At 64.1% G+C, this 25,424-nt stretch carries 21 protein-coding genes; 12 read left to right on the top strand and 9 right to left on the bottom strand.

Going from position 1 to position 25,424, the window contains the following annotated elements:
- The first annotated feature begins 48 nt into the window (after positions 1 to 48).
- Entirely contained in the window at positions 49 to 285 is a 237-nt protein-coding gene (locus NCT03_RS06300; RefSeq protein ID WP_244827756.1) for a hypothetical protein, read from the top strand.
- A gap of 73 nt (positions 286 to 358) precedes the next feature.
- Here the strand turns inward: NCT03_RS06300 and def are convergent, their stop codons facing one another.
- The 5 genes from def to NCT03_RS06275 form a co-directional block, all read right to left on the bottom strand.
- A complete protein-coding gene (def, locus tag NCT03_RS06295) occupies positions 359 to 892 on the bottom strand; it encodes a peptide deformylase (RefSeq protein WP_244827755.1) in 534 nt (177 codons plus the stop codon).
- Positions 889 to 2,967 (bottom strand): NAD-dependent DNA ligase LigA, encoded by a 2,079-nt coding sequence (gene ligA / locus NCT03_RS06290; RefSeq protein ID WP_250492271.1) that lies wholly within the window; start codon positions 2,965 to 2,967, stop codon positions 889 to 891. The genes def and ligA overlap by 4 nt, the downstream gene beginning before the upstream one ends.
- A 204-nt stretch (positions 2,968 to 3,171) precedes the next feature.
- The gene (locus tag NCT03_RS06285; protein WP_244827753.1) at positions 3,172 to 4,416 is read right to left on the bottom strand and encodes a cell division protein ZipA C-terminal FtsZ-binding domain-containing protein; all 1,245 of its coding nucleotides are present in this window, start codon (positions 4,414 to 4,416) and stop codon (positions 3,172 to 3,174) included.
- A gap of 173 nt (positions 4,417 to 4,589) precedes the next feature.
- Positions 4,590 to 8,105 (bottom strand): chromosome segregation protein SMC, encoded by a 3,516-nt coding sequence (gene smc, locus NCT03_RS06280; RefSeq protein WP_250492270.1) that lies wholly within the window; start codon positions 8,103 to 8,105, stop codon positions 4,590 to 4,592.
- Positions 8,106 to 8,240: 135 nt separating this feature from the next.
- A complete protein-coding gene (locus NCT03_RS06275) occupies positions 8,241 to 9,200 on the bottom strand; it encodes a DMT family transporter (RefSeq protein ID WP_250492269.1) in 960 nt (319 codons plus the stop codon).
- Positions 9,201 to 9,479: 279 nt separating this feature from the next.
- Between NCT03_RS06275 and dapC the strand changes: the two genes are divergently transcribed.
- The 6 genes from dapC to cls all read left to right on the top strand — a co-directional run bounded on the left by dapC (position 9,480) and on the right by cls (position 15,782).
- Positions 9,480 to 10,730 (top strand): succinyldiaminopimelate transaminase, encoded by a 1,251-nt coding sequence (gene dapC, locus NCT03_RS06270; protein WP_250492268.1) that lies wholly within the window; start codon positions 9,480 to 9,482, stop codon positions 10,728 to 10,730.
- A 43-nt stretch (positions 10,731 to 10,773) separates the two neighbouring features.
- On the top strand, positions 10,774 to 11,601 hold the full coding sequence (gene dapD, locus NCT03_RS06265) for a 2,3,4,5-tetrahydropyridine-2,6-dicarboxylate N-succinyltransferase (RefSeq protein ID WP_250492267.1): 828 nt from the start codon (positions 10,774 to 10,776) through the stop codon (positions 11,599 to 11,601).
- A gap of 2 nt (positions 11,602 to 11,603) precedes the next feature.
- Positions 11,604 to 11,963 (top strand): ArsC family reductase, encoded by a 360-nt coding sequence (locus NCT03_RS06260; RefSeq protein WP_404989191.1) that lies wholly within the window; start codon positions 11,604 to 11,606, stop codon positions 11,961 to 11,963.
- Positions 11,964 to 12,058: 95 nt separating this feature from the next.
- Positions 12,059 to 13,198, top strand: coding sequence for a succinyl-diaminopimelate desuccinylase (gene dapE, locus NCT03_RS06255; RefSeq protein ID WP_250492266.1), 1,140 nt, complete (start codon positions 12,059 to 12,061; stop codon positions 13,196 to 13,198).
- Between the two features lie 31 nt (positions 13,199 to 13,229).
- Positions 13,230 to 14,117, top strand: a complete 888-nt coding sequence (gene prmB / locus NCT03_RS06250; protein ID WP_250492265.1) for a 50S ribosomal protein L3 N(5)-glutamine methyltransferase — start codon at positions 13,230 to 13,232, stop codon at positions 14,115 to 14,117.
- A 150-nt stretch (positions 14,118 to 14,267) separates the two neighbouring features.
- On the top strand, positions 14,268 to 15,782 hold the full coding sequence (gene cls / locus NCT03_RS06245; protein ID WP_250492264.1) for a cardiolipin synthase: 1,515 nt from the start codon (positions 14,268 to 14,270) through the stop codon (positions 15,780 to 15,782).
- Between the two features lie 4 nt (positions 15,783 to 15,786).
- Here the strand turns inward: cls and NCT03_RS06240 are convergent, their stop codons facing one another.
- The gene (locus NCT03_RS06240; protein WP_244827745.1) at positions 15,787 to 16,278 is read right to left on the bottom strand and encodes a glutathione peroxidase; all 492 of its coding nucleotides are present in this window, start codon (positions 16,276 to 16,278) and stop codon (positions 15,787 to 15,789) included.
- 144 nt (positions 16,279 to 16,422) lie between these two features.
- Here NCT03_RS06240 and NCT03_RS06235 point away from each other — a divergent pair, with 144 nt between their 5' ends.
- Entirely contained in the window at positions 16,423 to 18,363 is a 1,941-nt protein-coding gene (locus NCT03_RS06235; protein ID WP_250492263.1) for an ATP-binding cassette domain-containing protein, read from the top strand.
- Between the two features lie 153 nt (positions 18,364 to 18,516).
- Here the strand turns inward: NCT03_RS06235 and NCT03_RS06230 are convergent, their stop codons facing one another.
- The 3 genes from NCT03_RS06230 to alr form a co-directional block, all read right to left on the bottom strand.
- The gene (locus tag NCT03_RS06230; RefSeq protein WP_244827743.1) at positions 18,517 to 18,780 is read right to left on the bottom strand and encodes a DUF2866 domain-containing protein; all 264 of its coding nucleotides are present in this window, start codon (positions 18,778 to 18,780) and stop codon (positions 18,517 to 18,519) included.
- 170 nt (positions 18,781 to 18,950) lie between these two features.
- The gene (radA, locus tag NCT03_RS06225; protein ID WP_244827742.1) at positions 18,951 to 20,339 is read right to left on the bottom strand and encodes a DNA repair protein RadA; all 1,389 of its coding nucleotides are present in this window, start codon (positions 20,337 to 20,339) and stop codon (positions 18,951 to 18,953) included.
- Between the two features lie 42 nt (positions 20,340 to 20,381).
- Entirely contained in the window at positions 20,382 to 21,452 is a 1,071-nt protein-coding gene (gene alr, locus NCT03_RS06220) for an alanine racemase (protein WP_250492262.1), read from the bottom strand.
- Positions 21,453 to 21,746: 294 nt separating this feature from the next.
- Here alr and lplT point away from each other — a divergent pair, with 294 nt between their 5' ends.
- Genes lplT through thiD form a run of 4 tightly spaced genes read left to right on the top strand, consistent with a single transcriptional unit; the run spans position 21,747 to position 25,401 of the window.
- Positions 21,747 to 23,054 (top strand): lysophospholipid transporter LplT, encoded by a 1,308-nt coding sequence (gene lplT / locus NCT03_RS06215; RefSeq protein ID WP_244827740.1) that lies wholly within the window; start codon positions 21,747 to 21,749, stop codon positions 23,052 to 23,054.
- A 49-nt stretch (positions 23,055 to 23,103) separates the two neighbouring features.
- Positions 23,104 to 23,919, top strand: a complete 816-nt coding sequence (gene thiM / locus NCT03_RS06210) for a hydroxyethylthiazole kinase (protein ID WP_250492261.1) — start codon at positions 23,104 to 23,106, stop codon at positions 23,917 to 23,919.
- An 11-nt stretch (positions 23,920 to 23,930) separates the two neighbouring features.
- Positions 23,931 to 24,572, top strand: a complete 642-nt coding sequence (gene thiE, locus NCT03_RS06205) for a thiamine phosphate synthase (RefSeq protein WP_250492260.1) — start codon at positions 23,931 to 23,933, stop codon at positions 24,570 to 24,572.
- 16 nt (positions 24,573 to 24,588) lie between these two features.
- Positions 24,589 to 25,401 carry a bifunctional hydroxymethylpyrimidine kinase/phosphomethylpyrimidine kinase gene (gene thiD, locus NCT03_RS06200; protein WP_250492259.1) on the top strand — a complete coding sequence of 271 codons (813 nt, stop codon included), beginning with the start codon at positions 24,589 to 24,591 and terminating at the stop codon, positions 25,399 to 25,401.
- Positions 25,402 to 25,424 lie beyond the last annotated feature (23 nt).

Raw genomic sequence — 25,424 nt, 5'->3', positions numbered from 1 at the left:
TGCAGCGCACCAAGGATTCAGCATTTAACTGATCGAAGGAGAATCGCCATGTCAGTCGAGATCATTGTCCGAGAAACGAAAAGCGGCCTCGAAATCGTCAGCGGCCGTCGACGGCTCGACGCCTTGCTCGCCCTGCGAGATGAAGTGGTCGTCATGAGCCCCGGCATCGGCGAAATCGTGGTTGCGCGCCTGCCGGACGGACGTCTGCAAGCGTCCGCGAACCCTGAACATGTCGCGCTGTTCCGCCAGCCTGCCGTTAGCGGAACGCCCAAGTCCTTCGCCTGAACAAAAGCCGCTCGCAAGGAGCGGCTTTTGATGTCTGCAAATGCGGAACGCGCCCTCGCGCGTCCGCACGTTCTCAGTCGTCGCCAACCGGATCGAGCCCAGGAAACAGCACGTCCGTGAAGCCGAACTTCGAGAAGTCGGTAATACGCATCGGATAAAGCTTGCCGATCAGATGGTCGCACTCGTGCTGCACGACGCGCGCGTGAAAACCTTCCGCCAGCCGCTCGATGGCGTTGCCGTACTGATCGAAGCCCTGGTAGCGGATCATCGAAAAGCGCTGTACCGCGCCGCGCAGGCCGGGGACGGACAGGCAGCCTTCCCAGCCCTCCTCCATGTCGTGACCGTTCGGCGTGATGATCGGGTTGATGAGCACCGTCTCCGGCACCGACGGCGCGTCGGGATAGCGCGGATTCTGTCCGAAGCCGAAGATCACCACTTGCAGATCGACGCCGATCTGCGGAGCGGCGAGGCCCGCGCCATTGGCGTCGCGCATCGTATCGAACATGTCCTGCACCAGCGTGTGCAGTTCCGGCGTGTCGAAATGCTCGACCGGCTCGGCGATACGCAACAGCCGCGGATCGCCCATCTTCAGGATTTCTCGGATCATGGGGTGACTCCTTCCAAAAGCTTCTTCATGCCGTCTTCGTCGAGAACGGGAACCCCGAGTTCCTCCGCTTTCGCAAGCTTGCTGCCTGCTTCCGCGCCCGCCACCACGTAGTCGGTCTTTTTCGATACCGAACCGGCCACTTTCGCTCCGGCCGCCTCCAGCATCTCCTTTGCATCTTCGCGCGTGAGCGTGGGCAAGGTGCCCGTCAGCACCACGGTCTTGCCCGCCAGCACGCCCAGCGGCGATTTCGGTGCGGGCGGACCTTCCGGCCACGACACCTTGACGCGCAATTGTTCGATGACGTGCTGGTTGTGCTCTTCGCTGAAGAAATTATGGATGGCTTCGGCGACGACCGGCCCGACATCGTTCACTTCCAGCAATTCCTCGACCGAAGCGGCGATGATTGGGTCGAGCGAGCCGAAATGCTTCGCCAGATCTTTTGCCGTCGACTCGCCCACGTGGCGGATGCCGAGCGCGTAAATGAAACGCGCGAGCGTCGTGTGGCGCGCCTTGTCGAGCGAATCGAGCAGGTTCTGCGCGGATTTGTCGGCGAACCGGTCGAGCGCGGCGAGCGTCGAGAAACCGAGGCTGAAGAGATCGGCGGGTGTGCGCACGAGATTCTCTTCGACCAGTTGATCGATGATCTTCTCGCCCAGGCCGTCGATGTCGAGCGCACGGCGCTGGGCGAAATGCCACAGCGCCTGCTTGCGCTGCGCCGGACAAAAAAGGCCGCCCGTGCAACGCGCAATGGCTTCGTCGGGCAGACGTTCGATCTTCGAGCCGCACACCGGGCACTCGGTCGGCATGACGAACTCGCGCGCGTCGTCCGGACGGCGGTCGAGAATCGCGCCCACCACTTCGGGAATGACGTCGCCCGCACGGCGCACGGTCACTGTGTCGCCGATACGGATGTCCTTGCGGCGCACTTCGTCTTCGTTATGCAGCGTCGCATTCGTGACGGTCGCGCCACCGACGAAGACCGGCGCCAGGCGCGCAACCGGCGTGATGGCGCCCGTGCGGCCCACCTGTACATCGATGGCTAGCAGCTGCGTGAGCGCTTCCTGCGCCGGAAACTTGTGCGCGAGCGCAAAGCGCGGCGCGCGCGAAACGAAGCCGAGCTTGTCCTGTTCGTCGCGCCGGTTGACCTTGTAGACCACGCCGTCGATGTCGTACGGCAGCTGCTCGCGCTTTTCGCCCGTCTTGCGGAAAAAGTCGAGCAGACCCTCCGCGCCGTCGACCACGCCGCGTTCCGCGTTCACCGGCAAGCCCATTTCCTTGTACCAGTCGAGCAGACCGGCGTGTGTATCCGGCATCTCCGCGCCTTCCAGCACGCCGACGCCATACGCGAAAAAGGATAGCGGCCGTTGCGCGGTCATCTTCGGATCGAGTTGACGCAAACTGCCCGCCGCGGCGTTACGCGGATTGGCGAACTCGCGCTGCTCGGCATCGCGCTGACGTGCGTTGAGCCGTTCGAAGTCGCGCTTGAACATCAGTGCTTCGCCGCGCACGTCGAGCCGCTTCGGCACGTGCTTGCCCTTGAGCGTGAGCGGAATGGAGCGAATGGTGCGCACGTTGGCCGTCACATCTTCGCCGGTCGCGCCGTCGCCGCGCGTGGACGCCTGCACGAAGCGGCCGTCCTCGTAACGCAGGGAAATGGCCAGGCCGTCGAATTTCAGTTCGCACGCATATTGCACCGGCGCGTGCGCGAGCGCGTCCGACACACGCTTGTCGAACGCGGCGATGTCTTCGTCGGCGAAACCGTTGTTGAGCGAAAGCATCGGCACGTCGTGCACCACGGGCTCGAAACCTTCCGCCGCCTTGCCGCCCACGCGTTGCGTCGGCGAATCGGGCGTGACGAGATCGGGACGGTCCGTCTCGATTCCCTGCAATTCCTTGAAGAGCGTGTCGTATTCGGCGTCGGGCAGATCCGGCTGGTCGAGCACGTAGTAGGCGTAATTCGCGCGTTCGAGTTCCGAGCGCAACCACGCCGCGCGTTCGGCTGGACGATCGGCACTGGGGACGGCTGCGCCCGACTTTCTGGCAGCGGCGGATTCGGCTTTCGTTTTAGCGGACATGCGACAAATACTTGGGAAAGTGAATTAAGTCTGCCAACGACCGTTCGATTGTCTCAGAAGATCGGTAAATCGTGGCATCGGCCAAACGGCCAGGATGTGACGAAACGTGCGATGCCGCGCGCGCAAAAGAAAGCGCCCCGGTCGGGGGCGCAATTTCGAAGCCCGCTGCACGCTAAAAGACGAGCGCGCCGTGAGACCTCGCGCTTATTGGCTGAAGAGCCGCCGCGTGGCCGGCGAGCCTGCTGGCATGCCCGCCTGCTCAAGCTTGGCGTACAGCGTCATTAACTGCTTTTCGATGTTGAGCAACGCGGATTCCGGCAACGGCCGGCGCTGATCGTCCACGACCCGCGCGCCGATACGCTCGGACAGCGACTTGGCGTAATCGCACATGAGCCTGAACGGCAGGATGTCTTCGTCCGCCACCGGCACGTCGAGCACCAGCGTGATCATCTGGCCGCCCTTGTACGTGAGGTCGTCACGCAGGAAGTTGGTATCGCCGAAAAGGAGCATGAAAACCGGGTTCTGCTTCGCATCCAGTTTCACGAAACGCGTGCCGTCGCGCGAGAGCAAAAGGCCGTCTTGCGAGGCCACCGCCTGCACGTAGTTGGCCGACCACGGCGCGCCGTCGGACAGGATATTGATGGAGAGCTGCGCGTCGCACTGGGCGGCGAAGGCGTCCAGCTCGCGCGCCATACCCACGGTTTCCATCATGTCCGGAAACTCGGGCGAACCGTCGATGGCATCGGCCAGACGCTGCACGCCGGTCACGAATTCGGAAAACTCGAGTTCGTTGAGCGGGCCACTGCGGTTTGCCAGTTGCGCGGCGGCACGCAACTCTTCATAACGCGCGCCGTTGCGCAGCAATTCCCAGGTCGAATCGCCCTCGGGCTTGCCTTCGATCGTCACGGGCTTGGTGCCCGCGCGACGCAGACGCTGCGCCAGCGGCAACACGCGGTCTCCCGCAACGGGTCCACCAAGGCGAATCGGCACGACGCAATCGATGCGGCGATCGACCAGCGCCGGCGGCGCCGACGAAATGGTGTTCGTGGCGGGCAAGGTCGGCTCGTTGCGTCCGTCTTCGTCGATGCTCGCGAGTTCCGCTTCATCGGCGGCGGTGGCTTCAGCCTGCAGATCGACGGCGGTATCAGCCGGAGCGATAGGCGCGGGCGCGACGGGCGCCGGCTCGGCCGCAAGGCTCACGCCGCCAAAACTCGGCTCGACGCGCGCTTCGCTCTCGCTCGAAACCGGCTCGCGACGCGGCTGGCGCACCGGTTCGATAAACGGTTGCTCGTCGTCCGTCTCCTGACGCGCGAGCGCGTCGGCTGCCTCGTCGGGCATCGGACGCGGCATCTTGCGGCGCACCTTGGCGCTCTGCCACGCGTTGTACACCACCACGCCGCCCACCACCACGGCTCCTGCTCCGATCAAACCGAGTGTCAACTCGTCCATGCACGCTCCATCGTTCTTTTGGGTTACGAAGCGCCGCGCGATCTGTCGCACGCATCGGACCGCGTTCCGGCATCACGCCTCGGGTCTTTTGCGCACCACTCCGCGCCTGCGCGCCTGGCCGGATCAACGTCCGGCCTGCCACTCATTCAAATCCTGGTGCTGCGTCGCGCGCTTCAGCCGTTTTGGGCGAAGCCCGCCGCCGACTCCATGTCCACCGCGACGATGCGCGATACGCCCTGCTCCTGCATCGTCACGCCGATCAGTTGCTGCGCCATTTCCATCGCGATCTTGTTGTGCGAGATGAACAGGAACTGCGTCTTGACCGACATCGCGCGCACGAGATTCGCGAAGCGTTCCGTGTTGGCGTCGTCGAGCGGCGCGTCCACTTCGTCGAGCAGACAGAACGGCGCCGGGTTCAACTGGAACATCGCAAACACGAGCGCGGTCGCGGTGAGCGCTTTCTCGCCGCCTGACAGCAAGTGAATGGTCGAATTCTTCTTGCCGGGCGGCTGCGCCATCACCTGTACGCCAGCGTCCAGGATTTCGTCGCCCGTCATGATGAGCTTGGCCTGGCCACCGCCGAACAGCCGCGGGAACAGTTCGCCGAAGTGTCGGTTCACTTCGTCGAACGTGCCTTGCAACAGCGCGCGCGTTTCCTGGTCGATTCGCTGGATTGCATCTTCCAGCGTACCGATGGCGTCGTTCAGATCCGCCGATTGCGCGTCGAGGAACTGCTTGCGCTCGGTGGCCGCGACGAGCTCTTCGAGCGCCGCCATGTTGACCGGCCCAAGCGCTGTGATCGCGTTGTTCAGACGCGTGACTTCGCCTTGCAGATACGACGGCTTCATGTCCGGCGTGAGCTTCGCCTGCAGTTCGGCTTCGTCGACGCCCGCTGCCTGCAACTGTTCGACGAACTGTTCGCCACTGATGCGCGCGGCCTGCTCCTTCAACTGCAATTCGTTGATGCGGTCGCGCAGCGGCTGCAGCGAGCGTTCGGCGAGTAGCCGCTGTTCGTCGGAGGCACGCAGACGCGCCGTCAGATCGTCCAGTTCGACGCGCGCGGCGTGCAGCGCTTCCTCGCGTGCCGCGCGGACTTCGAGCGCGTCCTGCAAGCCCGTCTGCGCCGTCTGTTCGTTGATGGTTTCGAGTTCGGCGCGCGCATCTTCGAGCGATGCCGCCACGCGTTCGCTTTGGTCGTGCGCCGTGTCGATGTTGCGCTTGTATTCCTCGATCTTCGCGGCAAGACCGCGCGCGGCGAAACCCGCGTCGCTCGCGGCGCGTTCCAGTTCGCGCAGTTCCTGACGGGCGGCCGTGAGCGTTTCGTCGAGCGCTTCGAACGCCATCTGGTTGTCTTCGAAGCGCGCCTGCAATTGCGCGAGCTCCGTGTCGTGATGTTCGAACGCCGCCTCGGATTCGGCCCGCAGCGCGCGTTGTTCCTCGATCTGCGCGACGATTTCCTCGAGTTCCTCGCCAATCTGCGTGCTGCGCTGCGTGTAGCGCTCATGCGCCTGCGCGAGCTTCAGCACATCGAGTTGCAGCGCGTGGACGCGTTGCGTCGCGCGTTCGGCGGCGGCGCGGGCATCGGCAAGAGTTTGCGAGCCTTGGGTATGCGCGGCTTCTGCGCGTACCGCGTTGGCCTTTGCTTCGTCGGCGAGCAATGCCTGCGCGCGCACTTGCCGCGTGAGATTTTCGATATCCTGCGAACGCGCGAGCATGCCCGACTGCTCGGAATCGGCGGCGTACAGCTGCACGCCGACACGCGTCACCACATGCCCTGCCTTCACGATGAACGCGCCGCCTTCCGGCAATTGCGTGCGCGCCGCGAGCGCCTGGCCGATGTCGTCGGCGATGAAGGTCGTGGCGAGCCACTCGTTCAGCACCGCGCGCAAGCCCGGGTCGTCGATGCGCACGAGCGACAGCAACGGCCGCAAGCCTTGCGGCGTGTCGAGCGGCTTGCCGGCGACGGGCGGCGAATAGAACGCGAGCTTGGCGGGCGGCGCGTCGGCGGCGAAAGCCTTGATCCAGTCCAGATTCGATACTTCGAGCGCCGCCAGACGCTCACGCAGCACCGATTCGAGCGCCGCTTCCCAGCCCGCTTCGACATGCAGCTTCTTCCAGAGGCGCGGCAGCGCGCCGAGCTCGTGCTTGTCGAGCCACGGCTGGATCTTGCCTTCGGTCTGAACGCTTTCCTGAAGCTGCCGCAAGGCAGCAAGCCGCGCTTCGAGCTGATGATTCTGCGCGCTTTCGGCCTGTACACGCTCCTGCGCCACGCGGCGCTCGGCATCCAGACGCGGCACGGTTTCCTGCGCATCGGCGAGACGCGCCTGCGCTTCGCTCTGTACTTCCTCATGCTCGGCGAGCTGCATGCGCAGTTCTTCGAGTTGCGCTTCGTCGGGTGCGTCGAGTCCTTTCGATTCGGTCCTGAGCCGCTCCTCGCGCTGCTGCAACTGCTGAAGCTGCTGATCCGCGTTGCGCTGATGCGCCGCTTCGAGCTTCAACGCCTGCTCCGCGCGCGCGATGCCAGCGCGTTCTTCGTTCAGATGCGTCTGCGCGTCGCGCCACCGGGCTTCGAGCGCCGGGAGTTCGTCATGCTTTGCGGCAGCGTTTTCCCGCGCGATGACTGCTTTCTCTTCGCCTTCCGCGAGCGCTTCCGATGCCGTCTCGATTTCGTCGCGCGCCTTTTGCGCCTGCATTTGCCATTGCTCACGCTGCGCGTTGAGCGCGGCGATCTGAGCCTGCACGCGATTGCGCGATTCGACGATGAAGCGAATCTCCGCTTCCAGCCGGCTCACTTCGCCGTTGGCTTCATAGAGCGCGCCTTGCGCGCCTTGCATGGCGTCGCTCGCGCTGTAGTGCGCGACACGCAGCGTCTCGAGTTGCGCTTCCACTTCGCGCAGACGCGCGGTCTGCGCTTCGAGTTCGATCTGCGCGTCGCGGATAGCGCGTTGCTGCCGCTCGGCTTCGTTGCCCGCTTCGTTCTTGCGCAAAAGCCACAACAGGCGCTGCTTTTCCTCGCCTTCGGCCTGCAGATCCTTGTACTTCGTCGCGACGACCGCCTGCGCTTCGAGCTTCTCGAGATTCGCGCCAAGTTCGCGGACGATGTCTTCCACGCGCGTCAGATTCTCACGTGTATCGTGCAGACGATTCTCCGTCTCGCGGCGGCGCTCCTTGTACTTCGACACGCCCGCGGCTTCTTCCAGAAACACGCGCAGTTCTTCAGGCTTGGCCTCGATGATGCGCGCGATCATGCCCTGGCCGATGATCGCGTAAGCACGCGGACCTAAGCCCGTGCCGAGGAAGATGTCCTGGATGTCGCGGCGTCGCGCGGGCAGGTTGTTGATGTAGTAGCTGGAGGTGCCGTCGCGCGTGAGCACGCGCTTGACCGCGATCTCGCCGTAAGCGCTCCATTGCCCGGCGGCACGGCCGTCGCCGTTATCGAAGATCAGTTCGACGCTTGCCCGGCTGCCCGGCTTACGCGCCGTGGAGCCGTTGAAGATGACGTCCTGCATCGATTCGCCGCGCAGTTCGGACGCGCGCGATTCGCCGAGCACCCAGCGCACGGCATCGATGATGTTTGACTTGCCGCAGCCATTCGGACCGACCACGCCGACTAACTGGCCGGGGACCTGGAAATGCGTGGGATCGACGAAGGACTTGAAGCCAGCGAGTTTGATCGAGGTCAGACGCACGGCGATTTCGCTGTTTGAGATGAATACGGAGGTGAATAGCAGACAGGCCGCACAGCGGCCCGTCGATCATGCTCGCCTTGAAGGCAGTCGAGGCCCGGGCATGAGCTTAAAGCCCTACCCGGCGAGCGGTCACCATCATACCATCGCCCGTCTCGATTTCTTTTTGCCTGCGCCTTCATCGCGCGATGTATTTTCAGCGGCTTCTTTTCGCTGCCGATGCACCCATGCCGACAGCACGCAAGCCGCCACGATGCACGCGCCGCCGGCCCACTCGCGCGGACCCGGCACTTCATGCGCGAAGAGCCACGACGACAGCGCGGTGACGACGAGTTCGAACAGCATGATGATCGACGCGCGATTGGCGGGCACGCGCGCCAGTCCGATCTGCACGATCATGTTGTTCACCGCGAGCACGACGCCGAGGCCCAGCACGATCGACGCGACCGTGCCCAATTGCGCGGCTGAAGGCGGCGCGGGCATCGGCTCGAACACGGTGACGAGCGAAGCGACGATAGCCGCGCCGCCGAAGATCACCGCCGTGCGCATCTCCGGCTTCATTGCCGGAAGCGTGCGCGTGATGCGCACCACCAGCACGTTGCTGATGGAAAAGCCCATGCCGCCCATGAGCCCCGCCCATTCCGCGAGATTGGCGGGCAACGGCAGGCCGAGTTCGGGCGACCACAGCATGGTGACCGCGCCCGCGAGCGACAGCAACGACAGCGCGGCATCCACGCAAGTCAGGCGTTCCTTCAGGATAAAGTGCGCGAAGATCGCGGTCCAGGCGGGCGTGAGATAGAACAGCAGCAGCACGCGCATCACCTGACCGTGAATAGCGCCCCAGACGAAGCCGATGCTCGTCACGCCCGCCGCGAGTCCAAGCGCGAAGAGCAGCCAATGCCACGAAAGGCTCTTGATCGAGCGATGCCGGAACAGCAGCACGAAGAGACAGGCGACCGCGCTCGTGCTTGCGCTGGCGGCGGTGCCGGAAAGGCCCATGGCGGCGAGCATGCGCATGGGATACCACACGAGGCCCCAGACCGATGCGCCGATCATGATGGCGAGCGTCGGGCCGGCGTCGTGGAAGCGGCTGCTCATCGTGTTACTCCGGCCGGCTGCGCGATTGCGCGCATCTCATCGTGATCAACCGGCTGTACCAGTGCGCCTTTCATGAGGCTCATTATTCGTTTGTCCTTTGCTGCAACGCGTCCGGCATAAGGCCGCGCGCTATAATCTCGTGCTCTTGCGTGTGCATTTCGCGTGTTCGTCGTGTCGCGACGAAGCTCTTCTTCAAGCCCGCTGCACGCATGCGTCGGATGCCGTTCGCTCATACATACGTACAGACGCTTAACCGCATAACCGCAAACCGGTCACGCCGTGAATCCACTACTCCAGAAACTTCAGTCGTATCCGTTCGAAAAGCTGCGTCTGCTTTTTCAGGGCATCGAGCCGCGCGCCGGATTCACGCCGATCAGCTTCGGTATTGGCGAGCCGAAGCATCCCACGCCCGCGCTGATACGCGACGCCGTCATCGATTCGCTCGACGGCATGGCGAGCTATCCAGCAACGCTCGGCAGCGCGCCCTTGCGCGAAGCCATCGCCAAGTGGGTGATGACGCGCTACGGTCTGCCTTCGATCAATCCCGCCACCGAAGTGCTGCCCGTTTCCGGTTCGCGCGAAGCCTTGTTCGCGCTGGCGCAGACCGTTGTCGACAGCCGCGGCGCGAGTCACGCGGCGGCGTCGGGCGAGCCGCCCATCGTACTCTGTCCGAACCCGTTCTATCAAATCTACGAAGGCGCGGCGCTGCTCGCGGGCGCCGAGCCTTACTTCGTCAATAGCGACCCGTCGCGCAACTTCGCGTGCGATTACTCGACGGTGCCCGAAGCAATCTGGGCGCGCACGCAACTGCTCTACGTGTGTTCGCCGGGCAATCCGACAGGCGCCGTGCTCACGCTCGACAACTGGCGCGAACTCTTCGCGCTGTCGGACAAGCACGGCTTCGTGATTGCCTCCGACGAGTGCTATTCGGAAATCTATTTCGACGAAGCCAATCCGCCGCTCGGCGGCCTCGAAGCCGCGCACAAGCTGAATCGCGGTTTCGAGCGTCTCGTCATGCTGTCGAGCTTGTCGAAGCGCTCAAACGTGCCCGGCATGCGCTCGGGCTTCGTCGCCGGCGACGCCGCTATCCTCAAAAGTTTCCTGCTGTATCGCACCTATCATGGCGCGGCGCTTTCGACGGTGTTTCAGAAAGCGAGCGTGGTCGCGTGGCAGGATGAAACGCACGTTCGCGACAATCGCGCGAAGTATCTGCGGAAGTTCGAAACCGTCACGCCCATGCTCGCCGAGGTGCTCGACGTGCGTCTGCCCGACGCCGCGTTCTATTTGTGGGCCAACGTCACCAAGACCGGTCTCACGGATACCGAGTTCGCCGCACGTCTGTACGCCGACTATAATGTGACGGTCCTGCCGGGGTCCTTTCTCGCCCGCACGGCGCACGGCACGAATCCGGGCGAAGGCTTCGTGCGCATCGCGCTCGTCGCCGGCGTCGAGGAATGTGTCGAAGGCGCCCGCCGCATCGTCGAATTCTGCCGCACGCTGTCGCCGGTCACGGCACCCGCCTCGCCGTGATGGGCGCGGCCAGTCCATCTCTCCATCATCCTCGATACCAACTATGTCGCAACAACTTCAGAGCATCATCGATCAAGCCTGGGAAAACCGCGCTGAACTGTCGCCCAAGGCCGCGCCCGCGGAAGTCCGCGAAGCCGTTGCCCATGCCATCGAACAACTGGACAAGGGCGCGTTGCGTGTCGCCGAAAAGCGCGACGGCGACTGGGTCGTGAATCAATGGCTGAAGAAGGCGGTGCTGCTGTCGTTCCGTCTGGAAGACAACGCGCCGATGCCCGCCGGCGGCTACTCGCAGTTCTACGACAAAGTGCCCTCGAAGTTCGCGAACTACACGCTTGAAGACTTCGCGGCAGGCGGTTTCCGCGTGGTGCCGCCGGCCATCGCGCGGCGCGGCTCGTTCATCGCGAAGAACGTAGTGCTGATGCCCTCGTACACCAACATTGGCGCTTATGTCGATGAAGGCACCATGGTCGATACCTGGGCCACCGTCGGTTCGTGCGCGCAGATCGGCAAGAACGTGCATCTGTCGGGCGGCGTGGGCATTGGCGGCGTGCTGGAGCCGTTACAGGCGAATCCGGTCATCATCGAGGACAACTGCTTCATCGGCGCGCGCTCGGAAGTGGTGGAAGGCGTGATCGTCGAGGAAAATTCGGTCATTTCCATGGGCGTGTATCTCGGCCAGAGCACCAAGATCTATGACCGCGAAACCGGTCAGGTGAGCTACGGCCGCATTCCGGCGGGCTCGGTGGTGGTTGCGGGCAACCTGCCTTCGAAGGACGGTTCGCACAGCCTGTATTGCGCGGTCATCGTCAAGAAGGTCGACGCCAAGACGCGCGCCAAGGTTGGCCTGAACGAACTGCTGCGAGGCGACTGATCGTGGCGAAGACAACGGTCGTGTACGGCATTCCCAATTGCGACACGGTGAAGAAAGCACGTGTGTGGCTAGAGGAACATGGCGTGCCGTTCGAGTTTCACGACTTCAAGAAAGCCGGCGTGTCGAACGCGCTGGTGCAGGACTGGCTGAAGGACGTGCCGCTCGACCAGCTCATCAATAAGCGCGGCACGACCTGGCGCGGGCTGTCGGACGTGCACAAGGCCGAAGCGGATACCACCGCGGGCGCCATTGCGCTCATGATCCACAAGCCGTCGATCATCAAGCGGCCGGTCGTCGTCGTGAACGGGCGCGTGAAGACGCTCGGCTTTTCGGCCGAGCAGTACGAGACGATCTTCGCATGATCGCGTGCGGTGACTTCGATCTTCCGAGTCACTGACGCGCCACGAGTGCCGGCCGCCTGCGCCGGCATTTTTTATCGCATCAACGTCAAGACACCATGTCCGGCACCTTATCCCTCACCGAAGCATTGATCGAACGCGCGTCCGTCACGCCCGACGACCAGCATTGTCAGGCGCTGATGATCGAACGCCTCGCCGCGATCGGCTTTCACTGCGAAACCATCGCCTCGGGCGGCGTCACAAACCTGTGGGCGGTCAAGCGCGGCACGGACGGATCGCAAGGCAAGCTGCTTGCCTTCGCCGGCCACACCGATGTCGTGCCCACCGGCCCGCTCGAACAATGGACCTCGCCGCCGTTCGCCCCGGCGCAGCGCGACGGCAAGCTCTACGGGCGCGGCGCGGCGGACATGAAGGCCTCGCTTGCGGCGTTCGTCGTATCGAGCGAAGAGTTCGTCGCGGCCCATCCGCTGCATCGCGGCTCGCTCGCCTTTCTCATCACGAGCGACGAAGAAGGCCCCGCCACCGACGGCACCGTGAAGGTCGTCGAAGCCTTGAAGGCGCGCGGCGAGCGACTCGATTACTGCATCGTCGGCGAGCCGACTTCGAACGCCACGCTCGGCGACATGGTCAAGAACGGCCGGCGCGGCTCGATGACGGGCAAGCTCTTCGTCAAGGGCGTGCAAGGGCATATCGCGTATCCGCATCTCGCGAAAAATCCGGTGCATGCGCTCGCACCGGCGCTTGCCGAACTCGTGGCGGAGCGCTGGGACGACGGCAACGAATACTTTCCGCCGACCACGTGGCAGGTCTCGAACCTGCATTCCGGCACGGGCGCGACCAACATCATTCCCGGCCACGCGGACCTGATGTTCAACTTCCGCTTCTCGACCGCGAGCACGGTCGAAGGTCTGCAAAGCCGCGTGCAAGCCATTCTCGACAAGCACGGCCTCGATTACGACCTGACCTGGACCGTGAGCGGCCTGCCCTTTTTGACGCCGCGCGGCGAACTCTCCGAGGCGCTCGAAAAAGCGATCCGCGACGAAACCGGCGTGGCGACGGAACTGTCGACCACGGGCGGCACGTCGGACGGGCGCTTCATCGCGCGCATCTGCAAACAGGTGATCGAATTCGGTCCGCCGAACGGCACCATCCATAAGATCGACGAACATGTCGAAGTGCGATTCATCGAGCCGCTGAAGAACATCTACCGCCGCGTGCTCGAACAACTCGTCGCTTAAAGCCTCTACCCGTCACACAAGGAGCCATTCGATGGCGCTGCCCTTCACCACCCTGCGCGACTTGCTGCGCTTTGGCGTTACGCGCTTCACAGAGGCCGGACTCTCGTTCGGCCACGGTTCGACCAACGCCTATGACGAAGCCGCGTATCTGATTCTTCATACGCTGCATCTGCCGCTCGACACGCTCGACCCGTTTCTCGACGCGCGCCTGCTCGACACCGAAATCGACGCCGTCATGAAAGTGATCGAGCGCCGCGCGAAGGAACGCGTGCCCGCCGCCTACATCACGCAGGAAGCGTGGATGCACGGACACCGTTTCTACGTCGATGAGCGCGTGATCGTGCCGCGTTCGTTCATCGGCGAATTGCTGCAGGACGGCTTGCAACCTTACGTGGCCGACCCCGACCAGGTCACGCGCGTGCTCGAACTCTGCACCGGTTCGGGCTGCCTCGCGGTGCTCGCGGCGCAGGCGTTCGAAAACGCCGATATCGATGCCGTCGACATCTCCGCCGATGCGCTCGCGGTCGCGCGCCGCAACGTCGACGACTACGAACTCGACGAACGCATCTCGCTTTACGAAGGCAACCTGTACGCGCCGCTGCCGCAAGACGCGCGCTACGAAGTGATCATCACGAACCCGCCATACGTCAACGCCACCGCCATGCAGTCGCTGCCCGAGGAATATCGCCACGAGCCGGCACTCGCGCTCGCGGGCGGCGCGGACGGCATGGACGTGGTGCGGCGTATCGTGCACGAGGCGAGCAAGTGGCTGACCGAAGACGGCGTGCTCGTCGTCGAGATCGGCAACGAACGCGCCAATGTCGAAGCGGCGCTCGGCGGTCTCGATCTGATCTGGCTCTCGACCAGCGCCGGCGACGACAACGTGTTCCTGATCCAGGCCGCCGACCTGCCGGCCTGAGCCTTCAGCGGCGTTGTTTCAACGCAAGCGCGGTCCTTTTCGGGCCGCGACTTGCGCCCAAGGTTCGGTAATATGACGCATCCTCGCGGCAGCGCATTTGCTGTCGCGCCGTGCAGGCTGCACGCGTCGTCATCGGACCAACGGCATTCCATGCAAGCAGCAGACTGGCTACACCTCGGCACGCTCGTGATAGCCGCGCATGTGCTCGGCGTGATCGCGGCGATTCACGCCATCATCAATACGCGCACCTCGCAGGGCGCGGTGGCGTGGGCGGTGTCGCTCGTGGCCATGCCTTACTTCACGCTCATTCCTTATCTGTTTCTCGGCCGTAGCAAGTTCGCGGGTTATATCGACGCGCGTCGGCTCGAAATCGAGATTCTGCGCAGCCGCTCGAAACCCGCCGAATGGGACTCGACGGATCGCAGCGACGCGCCTCAGCCGCTCCCGATTCATCGCGACGAAGCCGGCGCGCTGCTCGACGCGTCGGGCGTGCGCGGCGAGATCGCGCCGGGACCGGCGAGCTATCTCGGCAATCCGACCATTCGCACTTTGCAGCGCCTCTCGGGCATGCCGTTCCTGCGCGGCAACTCGGTGCGCGTGCTCGTCAACGGCGACGCCACGTTCTCCGCGATTCTCTCCGCCATCGAAGCGGCCGAGCACTATGTCGTCGTGCAGTTCTTCATCGTGCGCGCCGATGCGCTCGGCGAGTTGCTCAAGGAAATGCTCATCGCGCGGGCGAAAGCGGGCGTGCGCGTCTATTTTCTCTACGACAGCATCGGCAGCTTCGACTTGCCGCATCGCTACGTGAATGCGCTGCGTGCGAGCGGCGTACAGGCGCATCCGTTCGCGGCCAAGCGCAAGTTCGTGCACCGCTTCCAGATCAACTTCCGCAATCACCGGAAGATCGTGGTGGTCGACGGCAAGCGCGCGTTCGTCGGCGGACACAATGTGGGCGTCGAGTATCTCGGCGGCAATCCACGCCTCACGCCCTGGCGCGATACCCACGTCGAGGTGCGCGGCCCCGCCGTGGCGAGCATCCAGTTCGTTTTCACGGAAGATTGGTACTGGGCCACGCAACGCCTGCCCGAGCTCGGCCCCGCGCCGCATTCGGACGAAAACATGCACTGCATGGTGTTGTCGAGCGGCCCGGCCGACAAACAGGAGACCTGTTCGCTCTTCTTCGTCGAGGCGATCAACGCGGCGCGCCAACGTGTCTGGATCACCTCGCCCTATCTGATTCCCGACGAAGCCGTGTTCTCCGCGCTGCGCCTTGCCGTGATGCGTGGCGTCGATGTACGCATCCTGATTCCGAGCCGGCGCGATCATCGCGTGGTGTTCGCGGCATCGAAGCTGTATGCCTACGATCTGTTGCAGGCGGGCGTGCGCATCTTCCGCTACAAGCCGGGTTTTCTGCATCAAAAGGTCGTGCTCGTCGACGATGTCGGCGCGGCCATCGGCAGCGCCAATCTCGACAACCGCTCCTTTCGCCTCAATTTCGAGGTCATGGTGCTGACCGTCGACAACGCTTTTGCGCGTGAAGTCGAAAGCATGCTGCTCGCCGACTTCGCGCTTTCGTATGAGATCGACCGCGAGGACTATCGCGGCGCGGCGTCCTGGCGACGCATGGCCATGCACGTGGCGCGCCTCTTCTCGCCTATCCTCTAAGGCGCTACAGCAGTTTTTCGATGTCCTCGGCAATCGACTCCGGTTTCGTCAGCGACGCGTAGCGCTTCAGGATGTCGCCGTTGCGGTTCACGAGAAACTTCGTGAAGTTCCACTTGATGACCTCGGTGCCGAGCACGCCCGGTTCCTTCGATGTCAGATACTTGAAGAGCGGATGCGCATGCGGCCCCTTGACGTCGATCTTCGCGAACATCGGGAACGTGACGCCGTAGTTCTTTTCGCAGAAGCTGCCGATCTGCGTGGCATCGCCCGGTTCCTGTGCGCCGAACTGGTTGCAGGGAAAACCGAGCACTTCGAAACCGCGCGCCGCGAAGCGCTCATAGACTTCCTGCAAACCCTTGTATTGCGGCGTGAAGCCGCATTCGCTCGCGGTATTCACGATCAAAAGCACCTTGCCGCGATACTGGTCGATGCCCACCGTCTCGCCGCCCAGCGTCTCGGCCTTGAACGCGTAAATGTCGTCGCTTGCTGCACTCATGAGTTGCTCCCGCTGGAAAGATTCGAAGAAAGGCGATGCTACTACCGCGCGCCACTTACCGCCATTGGCCGAACGGACGACCCCCGGCGCTTCGTGGCCGCAGTCTAAAATAGCGGTTTCCCTCATGCCGCGCCGCCATCTCCCGTGATTCGCTTCAACCAGTTCAGCCTCTCCCGCGGCACCAAGCCGCTTTTCGAAGAGACCAGTTTCACGCTCAATCCGGGCGAGAAAGCCGGTCTCGTCGGCGCGAACGGCGCGGGCAAATCCACGCTCTTTTCCGTGTTGCGCGGCGAGTTGCACGCGGACGGCGGCGATTTCGCGCTGCCGCCTTCGTGGCGCATTGCGCATGTCGCACAGGAAACGCCCGCCGTGGAGCGCACGGCGCTCGACTACACGCTCGACGGCGACACGCGACTGCGGGCTATCGAGGCACGCATCGCGGCGGCTTCGGCGGCGCATGACGGCGCGGCCGAAGCCGAAGCCCACGCCGCTTTCGCCGATGCCGACGGCTACACCGCGCCCGCGCGCGCCGAAACGCTGTTGCTCGGCCTGGGCTTCACGCTCGCGCAGACACGCGAACCGGTGACGAGCTTCTCGGGCGGTTGGCGCATGCGCCTGAATCTGGCGCAGGCGCTGATGTGTCCGTCCGACCTCTTGCTGCTCGACGAACCCACGAATCACCTGGACCTCGATGCAATCATCTGGCTCGAAGACTGGCTCGGCCGTTATCCCGGCACGCTCGTCGTGATTTCGCACGACCGCGAATTTCTCGACGCGGTCTGCAATGTCACGCTGCATCTTGAGAATCGTCAGATCAAGCGCTACGGCGGCAACTACAGCCAGTTCGAAGTGCTGCGCGCGCAGCAGCTCGCCTTGCAGCAGAACGCCTACGAAAAGCAGCAGAGAACGGTGGCGCATCTGCAGGGTTTCATCGACCGCTTCAAGGCCAAGGCGACCAAGGCGAAGCAGGCGCAAAGCCGCGTCAAGGCGCTGGAGAAGATGGAGCTGATCGCGCCCGCGCATGCGAGCTCGCCGTTCACGTTCGAGTTCCGCGCACCCGACGCCGCGCCCAATCCGATGATGGTCATGGAAGACGTGCGCTGCGGCTATCGCACCGAGGGCATCGAGATTCCTATTGTCGAAGGCGTGACGCTGTCGATTCAAAACGGTCAGCGCATCGGCTTGCTCGGCGCGAACGGGCAGGGTAAATCGACGCTCATCAAGACGCTCGCCGGCACGCTTGCCGCGCTGTCGGGCAGCGTGCGGCAAGGCAAGGGCTTGCAGATTGGCTACTTCGCGCAGCATCAGCTCGAAACGCTGCGTCCCGACGACTCCGCCATTCAGCATCTCGCGCGGCTTGCGCCCGACACGCGCGAGCAGGAACTGCGCGACTTTCTCGGCAGCTTCAACTTTTCGGGCGAAATGGCGACCGCGAAAATCGCGCCGTTTTCCGGTGGCGAAAAGGCGCGGCTCGCGCTGGCGCTCATCATTTGGCAGAAGCCGAATCTGCTGCTGCTGGACGAGCCGACCAATCACCTCGACCTCGAAACCCGCCACGCGCTCACCATGGCGCTCGCGCAGTTCGAAGGCACGCTGATCCTCGTGTCGCACGACCGGCACTTGCTGCGCGCGACGACCGACACCTTCATGCTGGTGGCGAAGCATCGTCTAAGTCCGTTCGACGGCGATCTCGACGATTATCGCGACTGGCTGCTGCAACATGCCGCCGAAACGCGCGCGGCGGCAAAGGACGCGAATGGCGCGTCGTCCACGAACGCAGACACGCAGGACAGCGCGCAGAACCGCAAGGAACAGCGCCGTCTGGAGGCGCAGGAGCGGCAGAAGCTCGCGCATCTGAAGAAGCCGCTGCAGTCGCGCATTGCGAAGATAGAAAAGGAAATGGATGCGCTGAATGCGGAAAAAGCCACGCTCGATACGTTCGTCGCCGATCCCGCGAGTTACGAGGCCGCGATGAAAACGAAGCTAACCGACACCATTCGCCGGCAAGGCGAAGTCGGCGCGCGGCTGGAGGCGCTCGAAATGGACTGGCTGGAAGCGCATGAAGAGCTTGAGCAGATCGGGTGATGACTTTGCGGCGCGCTCATCCAGCGGCCGGACTCACGTAGCTTCGCGTGCCTGGCGCGCCGCAAGCCTTCGAACGCCACCGTGCTTCGTAGGAAGCGCGAACCCTTCACTGATCGACACGCAACACGTTCACCCACGCCGCCGCCACGAATTTCACCTTCGCGGCAAGGTCTGCCTTGGTTGCCGTTCGTCATCGACGAGCACGTGCTTGCGCCCCGTCACATGGCGGCGGATAGTCGCGACGACTTCGTCCTCGGTGGCATCGGCCGCGACGACGCGGCGCGAAATCTGCCCTTCACCGTCGATCCATTCGACGATCCGGCATCCGCCACCGAAAGGCTGCTGCAGCGGCGCGGAGACACGGCACCCGCGCAGATGAAACGCGGGCTTGGGCCGCGTTGACTTGATGTGGTTCAAAGCGTGGTCCTCTCGATCCTTGCAATCACTTCGCCTGTGTCGAGACAGCAGACGAAGCCGGCCGGTTCCGTAGCCCTGTAAGGATAAGAAGATCGCGCGCGAATCAGGTTACATATCGACGCGACATTTTTACGCCGCATTACGAAACTCTGACCAAGCGCGCCAGGAGCTCACTCCAGGTCGCGCACGCGGTCGATCGCTTCCTCGATCCGATCCACCGCGATCACGTTCAGCCCGTCGATAGGCTGCTTCGGCGCGTTGGCCTTCGGAATCAGCGCGGCCGAAAAGCCCAGCTTGGCCGCTTCCTTGAGCCGGTCTTGTCCGCGCGGCGAAGGCCGGATCTCGCCGGCGAGTCCCACTTCGCCGAACGTGATGAGGCCCTTCGGCAGCGGCTTGTTGCGCATCGACGAATGGATGGCGAGCAGCACGGCGAGGTCGGCCGCGGGTTCGGTGATCTTCACGCCGCCGACGGCGTTCAGAAACACGTCCTGATCGAAACACGCGATGCCCGCGTGCCGATGCAGCACCGCAAGCAAGAGCGCGAGCCGGTTCTGTTCGAGCCCGACCGCGAGGCGTCGCGGATTGGGCACGTGCGCGGTGTCGACGAGCGCCTGTACCTCGACGAGCAAGGGCCGCGAGCCTTCCTGCGTCACCAGGACGCACGACCCCGGCACGCTCTGCTCGTGCTGCGACAAAAAGAGCGCCGAGGGATTCGCCACGCCGCGCAAGCCGCGCTCGGTCATGGCGAACACGCCGAGTTCGTTGACCGCGCCGAAGCGGTTCTTGAAGGCGCGCACGAGCCTGAACGACGAGTGCGTATCGCCTTCGAAGTACAGCACCGTATCGACGATATGTTCCAGCACGCGCGGCCCCGCGAGGCTGCCTTCCTTGGTCACGTGGCCGACCATGATGATCGCGGTGCCGGTCTGCTTGGCGATGCGCGTCAACTGCGCTGCGCACTCGCGAACCTGCGCGACCGAGCCGGGCGCGGAGGTGAGCGCTTCGGAATAGATGGTCTGAATCGAATCGATGACCGCGACTTCCGGCCGTTGCTCGTCGATGGTCGCCTGGATTTTTTCGAGCTGGATTTCCGCGAGCAAGCCGAGGTCGCCGACGGCGCTGTCCCGCGCGCCCGTCAGGCCGAGCCGCGCCGCGCGCAACGCAATCTGCGCGCCGGATTCCTCGCCGCTCACGTAGAGCGCGCGCCGCTCGCGGGCGATTTCCGCAAGCGACTGCAAAAGCAACGTCGATTTGCCGATGCCCGGATCGCCGCCGATTAACACCACGCCGCCCGGCACGAGACCGCCGCCGAGCACCCGGTCGAACTCGCCGACGCCCGTGGTGAAACGCGGCACGTCGGAGGCCTCGATGTCGGCGAGCCGCTGCACCGGCGAACTCTTCGCGAGCGCCTGGAAGCGATGCGCCGAAGCGCCCTGCTCCACCGACTCCACGAGCGTATTCCACGCCCCGCACGCGGCACACTGGCCGGTCCATTTCGGCGCTTGTCCGCCGCATTCGCTACAGATATAGAGCGTCTTTGCTTTCGCTGCTTTTGCCACGCGCTGCCTTGCTATAAGTCCGGTTGAAGTTCGATGCCTGGGTCATTCCGCGCGCACCGGCACGCGTTGCGCGATCGCGCACATCAATTCATAGCCGATGGTGCCGCACGAAGAGGCGACATCGTCGATAGGCAGATTCGGGCCCCACAGTTCGACGCGCGAGCCGATGCCCGCATGCGGAACCGGCGTGAGATCGACCGTGAGCATGTCCATGGACACGCGGCCGACGAGTTTCGTCCTCACGCCATCGACGATAACGGGCGTGCCTTCCGGCGCCACGCGCGGATAACCGTCCGCATAACCGCACGCCACCACGCCGATGCGAATGGCCTGTCCCGCCGTGTAAGTGGAACCGTAACCGATGCTGCTGCCCGCCTCGACCGTCTGCACGGCGATCAGCTCGGACGAAAGCGTCATGGCCGGACGCAGCCCGAGATTCGCGACATCGGCCGTCACGCCCGACGGCGACGCGCCATACAAAATGATGCCGGGCCGCACCCAGTCGAAGTGCGCGGCCGGATGCCACAGGACCGCCGCCGAGTTCGACAGGCTGCGCGCCCCCGCAATGCCTTCCGCGCCGCGTTCGAACGCCGCCAGCTGATGCGCGACGCCGCGTTCGCTGTCGGCATCGGAAAAATGGGTCATGAGCGTGATCTGTCCGATGCCCTGCACCGCCCGCGCCCGCTCCCACGCGGCGCGGAACCGCTCGGGCACGTAGCCGAGCCGGTTCATGCCGCTATTCATCTTCAACTGGATATTGATCGGCTTGGACAGCCGCGCCATTTCCAGCATGCGCAATTGCTCGTCGCAATGCACGGCCGTGGTCAGGCTGTAGCGGTCGATCACGTCGATATCGGTCGGCCGGAAGAAGCCTTCGAGCAGAAGAATCGGCCCGGCCCAACCCAATTCACGCAACTTTACGGCTTCTTCGAGGTCCAGAAGCCCGAAGCCGTCCGTTGCCCGAAGTCCGGGGAACGCTCGCGCAAGTCCGTGGCCATAAGCATTGGCCTTGACGACAGCCCACATTTTGGATTTCGGCGCGTGCTTTCGTGCGACGGAGAGATTGTTGGCCAGTGCGGCGGTGTGAATGGTGGCGGAAAGGGGGCGCGGCATGAGCGTGTGTGGAATTGCGGTTCGGGCAGTCGGAAGGGCGAGCATACGCCAGCGTGGCATTGCGTGCTGCGGGTCTCAAAGACGCCTTGTGAATCAGTATCTTAAGAACAAACTCGCGGACGATCGTCTGTTTTTCGAGCGTCATCGAGATTACTGCTAGTCAGAATGCGCCTATTTTCGTGTTATAAAGCCGTGCGCACAACCCATTTCGAAAGGCATAAGCCCGATCGCAAGACAAGCGGCATGTCCGGCGGGCGGGGCGGATCACCCGCAGTGAGGAAAGCTTCGGATCAGATGAAAAAAGGTTTTTACACCATCATGGCCGCGCAGTTTTTCTCATCGCTGGCTGACAACGCTCTCCTGATTGCTGCCATTGCACTGCTGAAAGACCTTCACGCCCCGAACTGGATGACGCCGCTCCTGAAGCTGTTCTTCGTGCTCTCCTACGTGGTACTCGCGGCTTTCGTCGGCGCTTTCGCGGACTCGCGGCCCAAGGGCCGGGTGATGTTCGTCACCAATTCCATCAAGGTCGTCGGCTGCATCACCATGCTGGTGGGCGCGCATCCGCTACTGGCCTACGGCATCGTGGGCTTCGGCGCGGCGGCCTACTCGCCCGCGAAGTACGGAATTCTCACCGAACTGCTGCCCGCCGACCGGCTCGTTGCCGCCAATGGCTGGATAGAAGGCACCACGGTCGGGTCGATCATCCTGGGCACGGTCATGGGCGGCGCGCTCATCAGTCCGCATATCGCCGGGCATCTGCTCAGTCTGCACATTCCGAAAGTCAATACGCCCGCCGAAGCCGCCATGCTCGTGATCGTGCTGATGTATGTGATCGCCGCGATCTTCAACCTGCGCATTCCCGACACCGGCGCGCGTTATCCGAAGCAGGAAACGCGGCCGATCAAGCTCATCACCGATTTCGCCGGTTGCTTCGTGACGCTCTGGCACGACAAGCTCGGACAAATCTCGCTCGCGGTCACCACGCTCTTCTGGGGCGCGGGCGCGACCTTGCAGTTCATCGTGCTGAAATGGGCCGAAGTGTCGCTCGGCATGACGCTCTCGCAGGCCGCCATCTTGCAGGCGGTGATCGCGGTGGGCGTCGCGGTCGGCGCGGTGCTCGCGGCGGCGCGCGTGCCGCTCAAGCGCTCGCTGTCGGTGTTGCCGGTGGGCATCATGATGGGCATCGCCGTCATGCTGATGGCGTTCTACACGCGCCACCTCTTTCCCGCGCACTGGGGCATCTACTTCGGCAAGATGCACTTTCCGGGGTATCTGCTCGTCGCCTATTTGTTCCTGATGATCGTCGGCGGCTTGTCGGGCTTCTTCGTCGTGCCGATGAACGCGCTGCTCCAGCATCGCGGGCACGTGCTCTTGTCGGCGGGCCATTCGATCGCCGTGCAGAACTTCAACGAGAATCTCTCCGTGCTCGTCATGCTGTGCCTCTACGCGGTGCTGGTGTGGCTCGACGTGCCGATCCAGTTCGTGATCGTGCTGTTCGGCACCTTCGTGTGCCTGATGATGTACTTCGTCATGCGGCGGCATCAGGCGAATCAGCGCGCGTTCGATTCCGTCGCGCTGATCGGCGAAGCGCGGCATTGAAGTCGCGCGGCACGCTTTGCTCGTAAGCATCGGCTAATCTTCTTCCATCATGCTTTCCGCCGATCTCTATTCCTTCGTCACGCGCGTGCGCGGTCATGCGCCGCTCGTGCATTGCCTGACGAATCTCGTCGTCACCAACTTCACGGCCAACGTGCTGCTTGCCATCGGCGCCGCGCCGGCCATGGTCGTCGCGCGCGAGGAAGTCGGTGAATTCGCGCCGATCGCGGGCGCGCTCTCCGTCAATCTCGGCACGCTCGACGTCCCGCAGTCCCGCGCGATTCGTGCCGCCGTCGATGCCGCCAACGGCGCCGGCAAGCCGTGGGTGCTAGACCCGGTCGCGGTCGGCCCGCTCACGTTCCGCACGGAATTCGCGCTCGAACTGCTCGATCTCACGCCAGCGGTCATACGCGGCAACGCATCCGAGATCATCAGTCTCTCGGGCGGCGCTGCAAGCGGACGCGGCGTGGACAGCACCGCCGCCACCGACGCCGCGCTCGACGCCGCCCAGATCCTCGCGCTCAGGACGCAGGCAGTCGTCGCGGTGACGGGCGCCACCGACTACATCACCGATGGCCGGCAGGTCGTCGCGCTTTCGAACGGCTCGCCGCTGATGACGCGCGTAACCGGCGTGGGCTGCGCGCTCTCGGCGACGGTCGCGGCGTTCATCGCCACCGCGACATCGCGCGATGAACACTTCGCGGCGACGGTCGCGGCCATCGCCCATACGACGATTGCGGGCGAACTCGCCGCGCGCGATGCCGCCCTGCCCGGCAGTTTCGCGGTCGCGTATCTCGACCGGCTGGCCTCACTCGACGAGAACGCGTTCGGGCAGACGCTCGTCATGCGCGACGTCGCGCTTTCCTGATCGCTCGGCAAATGCGGCCTTCCTTCGATCTTTCGCTTTATCTCGTGCTCGATCCCGTGCAGTGCGGCGGACACGCCGCGGCGCTTGCCGTGGCGCGCGCGGCGCTCGAAGGCGGCGCGACCATCTTGCAATTACGCGCGCCCGAGTGGCACAAGCGCGCGTGGTACGAGCTCGCGCGCGATCTGCTGCCGCTCACGCGTGCGCATGGCGTGCCGCTCATCATCAACGATCAGGTGGATGTCGCGCTCGCAGTCGGCGCCGATGGCGTGCATGTCGGGCAGCGCGATCTGCCGGCCGACGCCGTGCGACGCTTGCTGGGCGCGGATGCGATCATCGGTTTGTCGGTGGCCGATCGCGCCGAACTCGACGCGGCGAACGCGCTACGAGGAACCGTCGATTACCTCGGCGCGGGACCGGTGTACGCCACGCCGACGAAGACCGATGCATCGGCGCCATGCGGTATCGATGGCCTGGCTGCGCTCGTCGCCGATGCGTGTTTGCCCACGGTGGCGATCGGCGGCATTCAGACGCACAATGCCGCGGATGTCATGCGCGCGAAACCCGCGGGTCTTGCCGTCGTCTCCGCAATCTGCAAGGCGGCCGATCCCCGCGACGCGTCGCGCGTCTTGCGCGAGATCATCGAACGCGCCTGAACCTCACCGTCACCTTATGGCCGATACGAAAACCATCTCCAACGTGCTCACCATCGCCGGTTCCGACTCGGGCGGCGGCGCGGGCATCCAGGCCGATCTGAAAGCGTTCTCCGCGCTCGGCGCGTACGGCGCAAGCGTCATCACGGCGCTCACGGCGCAGAACACGTGCGGCGTCACGGCCGTGCATGCGCCGGAAGCGGCGTTCATCACCGCGCAACTCGATGCCGTGTTCGACGACATTCGCATCGACGCGGTGAAGATCGGCATGCTGGCGAACGCGGATATCGTGCGCGCCGTCGCCGATGCGCTCAGGCGGCATAAGCCGACGCATGTCGTGCTGGATACCGTGATGATTTCCAAGAGCAATCACGCGCTCCTCGCGCCGGAAGCGGTGGCGGCGTTGCGCGACGAACTGCTTCCGCTTGCCACGCTGGTGACGCCGAATCTGCCGGAGGCGGCGGCGCTGCTCGGCTCGACGCCGGCCGTCGACGAAGACGAAATGGTCCGTCAGGGCGAAGCGTTGCGCTCGCTCGGCGCGCGCGCGGTGCTGATGAAAGGCGGCCATCTTGTTTCGGCCGATAGTCCCGACTGGCTCGTCGAGGCAAGCGGTTCGATGCGGCTTAACGGTGTGCGCGTGCCGCTCAAGAATACACACGGGACGGGATGCACGTTGTCGTCGGCGATTGCGGCGCTGATTCCACAAACGGACGATCTCGCGAGCGCAGCGGCTGAAGCGAAGCGCTATCTCACGGGCGCGATCGAAGCGAGCGCGAGGCTCGATGTCGGGCACGGCGTCGGGCCGGTGCATCATTTTTATCGCTGGTGGTAGCGGTCGGCGCGCGCCGGAACGCT

Source organism: Caballeronia sp. GAWG1-1, assembly GCF_023631465.1.
Taxonomy (GTDB): Bacteria; Pseudomonadota; Gammaproteobacteria; order Burkholderiales; family Burkholderiaceae; genus Caballeronia.
Note: the sequence above shows the minus strand (reverse complement) of the source record. Positions and strands in the feature narration are given on the sequence as shown.

Coding starts and splice junctions, on each gene's coding strand:
- NCT03_RS06300 (WP_244827756.1), top strand. CDS start 49: ATGTCAGTCGAGATCATTGTCCGAGAAACGAAAAGCGGCCTCGAAATC.
- def (WP_244827755.1), bottom strand. CDS start 892: ATGATCCGAGAAATCCTGAAGATGGGCGATCCGCGGCTGTTGCGTATC.
- ligA (WP_250492271.1), bottom strand. CDS start 2,967: ATGTCCGCTAAAACGAAAGCCGAATCCGCCGCTGCCAGAAAGTCGGGC.
- NCT03_RS06285 (WP_244827753.1), bottom strand. CDS start 4,416: ATGGACGAGTTGACACTCGGTTTGATCGGAGCAGGAGCCGTGGTGGTG.
- NCT03_RS06275 (WP_250492269.1), bottom strand. CDS start 9,200: ATGAGCAGCCGCTTCCACGACGCCGGCCCGACGCTCGCCATCATGATC.
- dapD (WP_250492267.1), top strand. CDS start 10,774: ATGTCGCAACAACTTCAGAGCATCATCGATCAAGCCTGGGAAAACCGC.
- dapE (WP_250492266.1), top strand. CDS start 12,059: ATGTCCGGCACCTTATCCCTCACCGAAGCATTGATCGAACGCGCGTCC.
- prmB (WP_250492265.1), top strand. CDS start 13,230: ATGGCGCTGCCCTTCACCACCCTGCGCGACTTGCTGCGCTTTGGCGTT.
- cls (WP_250492264.1), top strand. CDS start 14,268: ATGCAAGCAGCAGACTGGCTACACCTCGGCACGCTCGTGATAGCCGCG.
- NCT03_RS06240 (WP_244827745.1), bottom strand. CDS start 16,278: ATGAGTGCAGCAAGCGACGACATTTACGCGTTCAAGGCCGAGACGCTG.
- alr (WP_250492262.1), bottom strand. CDS start 21,452: ATGCCGCGCCCCCTTTCCGCCACCATTCACACCGCCGCACTGGCCAAC.
- lplT (WP_244827740.1), top strand. CDS start 21,747: ATGAAAAAAGGTTTTTACACCATCATGGCCGCGCAGTTTTTCTCATCG.
- thiM (WP_250492261.1), top strand. CDS start 23,104: ATGCTTTCCGCCGATCTCTATTCCTTCGTCACGCGCGTGCGCGGTCAT.
- thiE (WP_250492260.1), top strand. CDS start 23,931: ATGCGGCCTTCCTTCGATCTTTCGCTTTATCTCGTGCTCGATCCCGTG.
- thiD (WP_250492259.1), top strand. CDS start 24,589: ATGGCCGATACGAAAACCATCTCCAACGTGCTCACCATCGCCGGTTCC.